We start from the raw sequence: 4318 nt of genomic DNA, 5'->3' as shown, positions 1-4318 counted from the left end.
CGCCTCCAGCCCGGCCACCCGGCCCATCCCCCACACCGCCGCCTGCTCCACACCCGACGGGATCTCCGAACCGCTCACCGCCACCGCACCCCGCGTCACACACCACACACGGCCACCCACGCCCGCATCCCCGATCCCCTGGAGCAGGGACAAGGTCAGCGCCAGACCCAACGGCACCGACCCGTACTCACCGTGCCGCCCCTCCGCCAGCGCCAGCAGCGACACCACACCTGCGGCGTCAGAGACTTCGGCCTCCTCCAGGGCCCGGCGCAGCCGGACCGCCATCACCGCACGGTCGGTGTCGTTCTGCCCCAGCTCGACCACGACAGGCCGGGCACCGCGCCCCGCCAGCGCGGCCACACAGTCCGCAACCCACTCATCCCCGGCCGACCCCGCCGGGACCGCCATCAGCCACGTGCCCGTCAGCGCAGCACCCACCACGTCCGAAACGGGCGCCCACGACACCTGATAGCGCCGGGGATCAGCCGCCCGCGTCAGCGCCGGGGCCGTGCCGCCGCGGACCGGCTCCAGCCAGAAGCGCTCCCGCTGGAACGCGTACGTCGGCAACTCCGCGCGACGGGGGCGGGTCGGCGCCAACAGGGCTGACCAGTCGACCTGCCGCCCTCGTACGTAGATCTCGGCGAGGGCACCTTGCAGGGAAGGGACCTCAGACCGGCCGGCGCGCAGCACCGATGCGAAGACCGCGTCGGAGACGCACTCCTGCCCCATCCCGGACAGCACCCCGTCCGGACCCAGCTCCAGGAAGGTGGTGACTCCCGCGTCCGCCAGACTCCGTACCCCGTCCGCGAACCGGACGGCCTCACGCACATGCCGCACCCAGTACTCGGCGGAGCACAGCGCCTCGACGTCCGCGACCAGGCCCGTCACGTTCGACACGACGGGGATACGCGGAGGCGCGTACGACAGCCCCTCGGCCACCCGCCGGAACTCCGCCAGCATCAGCTCCATCAGGGGTGAATGGAAGGCGTGCGAGACACGCAGCCGCTTGGTCTTGACCCCCTCGACCTCCAGCAACCCGGCGACCTCCACCACCGCCGCCTCAGCACCGGAGATCACGGTCGAGTACGGACCATTGACCGCCGCCACACTCACCTCGGCCTCACGACCGGCCAGCAACGGCAGTACATCGCTCTCGGCGGCCTGCACCGACACCATCACCCCACCCGACGGCAACCCCTGCATCAACCGCCCACGAGCCGCCACCAACACACACGCATCCGCAAGCGACAACACCCCCGCCACATACGCCGCCACCAACTCACCAATCGAATGCCCCGCCACGAAATCCGGCCGCACACCCCACGACTCCACCAACCGGAACAACGCCACCTCCACCGCGAACAACCCACACTGCGTATACGCGGTCTCATCCAGACCATCCGCATCCCCACGGATCACCTCCCGCAGCGAACGCTCCAACACCCCGTCGAACCGCCCACACACCTCATCGAACGCCTCCGCGAACACCGGAAACGCCTCACACAGCCCCAGCCCCATCCCGACCCGCTGACTGCCCTGACCCGAGAACAACACCGCCAACTTCCCCGGCACCACAGAACCCCGCACCACACCCGCCGCCGGTACGCCATCCACCAGCGCTTCCAGCCCAGCCACAAACCCCTCACGCTCACCGGCCAGCACCACCGCCCGGTGCTCGAACACCGACCGCGTGGTCACCAGCGACGACGCCACATCCACGACCGACACATCGGTGCCCAGCTCCCCGCGCACAGCCGACAGCAACCGCTCCGCCTGCGCCCGCAACGCACCCTCGGACTTCGCCGACACCACCCACGGCACCGACGCCGGGGCCTCCCGCCCCTCGTCAACCGGCTGGGCAACACCCGCCTCAGCGGGAGCCTGCTCCACAATGACATGGGCATTCGTCCCGCTGATGCCGAACGACGACACACCCGCACGCCACGACCGGCCCGTCTCCGGCCACGCCACCGCATCCGTCAACAACTCCACCGCACCCGCCGACCAATCCACATGCGGCGACGGCTCATCGACATGCAGCGACTTGGGCAGCACCCCATGCCGCATCGCCAGCACCATCTTCATCACGCCCGCGACACCAGCCGCCGCCTGCGTATGACCGATGTTGGACTTCACCGACCCCAGCCACAGCGGCCGGTCCTCGGCGCTCCGCTCCCGCCCATAGGTCGCGAGCAACGCCTCGGCCTCGATCGGGTCGCCCAGGGCCGTGCCCGTGCCATGCGCTTCGACCGCATCCACGTCGGCGGGCGAAAGTCCCGCGTTCGCCAACGCCGCTCGGATCACCCGCTGTTGGGAGGGCCCGTTCGGCGCGGTCAGGCCGTTTGACGCACCGTCCTGGTTGATGGCGCTGCCCCGCACCACCGCGAGCACCTGGTGACCGTTGCGCCGAGCGTCCGACAGCCGCTCCAGCAGCAGCATCCCGGCGCCCTCGGCCCAGCCCGTGCCGTCCGCCGCCGACGCGAACGGCTTGCACCGCCCGTCCGGGGCCAGCCCCTGCTGCCTGCTGAACTCCACGAACAGACCCGGTGTCGGCATCACCGTCACACCACCGGCGAGTGCGAGCGCGCACTCGCCCTGGCGCAGCGACTGGACCGCCAGATGCAGGGCCACCAAGGAGGACGAGCAGGCGGTGTCCACCGTCATCGCCGGGCCCTCGAAGCCCATGGTGTAGGAGATACGGCCGGAAGCGGCGCTGACGGTGTTGCCGGTGAGCAGGTACCCCTGCAACTCATCCGAGGCGTCGTGCATCCGTGGGCCGTAGTCCTGGGACATCGCGCCCACGAAGACACCGGTCCGGCTCTTCTCCCGCCCGGCCGGGTCGATCCCCGCGCGTTCGAAGACCTCCCAGGAGGTCTCCAGCAAGAGCCGCTGCTGCGGGTCCATCGCCAGCGCCTCGCGCGGCGAGATCCCGAAGAAGGAGGCATCGAAGTCCCCGGCGTCGTAGAGGAAGCCACCTTCGCGGGTGTACGTCGTCCCGGCTCGTCCGGGGTCGGCGTCGTACAGCCCGGACAGGTCCCAGCCCCGGTCCGCGGGGAAGCCTCCGATGGCGTCACCACCGGAGGCGATCAGCTGCCACAGCTCCTCGGGCGACCGCACACCACCGGGGTAGCGGCAGCTCATGCCCACGATCGCGATCGGCTCGTCCGGGGCCACCCCGACCGGTGCCGACGCGGTCTCCTCTCGCCCGTCGTCGCCCAGGAGCCTGTCCCGCAGATGGCGTACGAGGGCCCGGGGCGTGGGGTGGTCGAACAGCAGCGTGGTCGACAGGCGCAGTCCGGTCGTGGTGTTCAGACGGTTGCGGAAATCGACGGCGCCGAGCGAATCGAAGCCCAGTTCCTTGAAGGTCCGACCCGGATCGACGGCTTCCGGCTCTTCGTGCCCCAGCGCGGTGGCGACCTGATCACGCACCAGTTCCGCCAGCATCTCCGCTCGCTGGGCGTCGTTCAGCGGGGCGAGACGCGCGCGCAGGAGCGATGCCGCATCGGTCGCCGATGAGTAGTGGTCCGCGCTGCCATCGTCGGGGGCGATGGCATCGGCCTCGGTGAGCGGGCCCGGCTGCGGCAGGGCCCGCACGTCCAGCCAGTGCCGCTTGCGCTGGAAGGCGTACGTGGGCAGCTCGATCCGGGACGCGCCCGTCCCCGCGAACGTCCCCGTCCAGTCGACGGACGCCCCGCCCACATATGCCTCGGCCACGGAAGTCAGGAAGCGGTCCAGGCCGCCCTCGTCACGGCGCAGCGAACCGACGGCCGCCACGTCGGAGCCATGCTGCTCGGCGGTCTGCTCCACCCCCACCGTGAGCACCGGATGGGCGCTGGCCTCGATGAACACCTGGAAACCATCCGCCAGCAGGGCGCGTACGGTCTCGTCAAAGCGCACCGTCTGACGCAGATTGCGGTACCAGTACCCGGCGTCGAGTTCCTCGGTGTCCAGCACGCCACCGGTCACCGTCGAATAGAACGGCACCGACGACGACCGAGGACGGACCCCCGCGAGAGCCTGCCGAAGCTCCTCCTCAATGGCCTCCACATGAGCGCAATGCGAGGCGTAATCCACCGGAACACGCCGCGCCCGGACCCCCTCCGCCTCACACTCGGCCAACAACTCAACCAACGCATCCGCATCACCGGAGACCACAACCGCCGAAGGCCCATTCACCGCCGCCACCGACAACCGCCCACCCCACCGGCCCAACCGCTCCCCCACCGACTCCACCGGCAACGACACCGACACCATCCCACCGAGCCCCGACAACGCCCGCAACGCCCTACTCCGCAACGCCACCACACGCGCCGCATCC

The 4318-nt window shown here is 70.4% G+C and carries 1 protein-coding gene; it reads right to left on the bottom strand.

Annotated features, from left to right (window positions below; genetic code table 11):
• A partial coding sequence (locus tag ABD329_RS47290) for an acyltransferase domain-containing protein (protein ID WP_344318196.1) occupies positions 1-4318 on the bottom strand: 4318 nt, incomplete at both ends.

Source organism: Streptomyces javensis, from assembly GCF_039525925.1.
Classification (GTDB): Bacteria; Actinomycetota; Actinomycetes; order Streptomycetales; family Streptomycetaceae; genus Streptomyces; species Streptomyces asiaticus.
Note: the sequence above shows the minus strand (reverse complement) of the source record. Positions and strands in the feature narration are given on the sequence as shown.